We start from the raw sequence: 213 nt of genomic DNA, 5'->3' as shown, positions 1-213 counted from the left end.
CCCCAACGACCTTCGCCCGATCATCGAGGCGGACCGCCGGCATGTCTGGCACCACATGCTCCAGCACAAGCCGCTGGAAACCAACGATCCGCGCATCATCGTGGAGGGCAAGGGGCTCAAGGTCTGGGACGCGGCGGGGCGCGAATATCTCGACGCGCTCTCGGGCGGCGTCTGGACCGTCAATGTCGGCTATGGCCGAACCTCCATCGCCGA

At 66.2% G+C, this 213-nt stretch carries 1 pseudogene; it reads left to right on the top strand.

Annotated elements, in window-relative coordinates:
• A pseudogene (locus AUL36_RS23075) lies at positions 1-213 on the top strand (aspartate aminotransferase family protein); the annotation flags it as partial.

Source organism: Aureimonas sp. D3, assembly GCF_001463805.1.
Classification (GTDB): domain Bacteria; phylum Pseudomonadota; class Alphaproteobacteria; order Rhizobiales; family Rhizobiaceae; genus Aureimonas; species Aureimonas ureilytica_A.
Note: the sequence above shows the minus strand (reverse complement) of the source record. Positions and strands in the feature narration are given on the sequence as shown.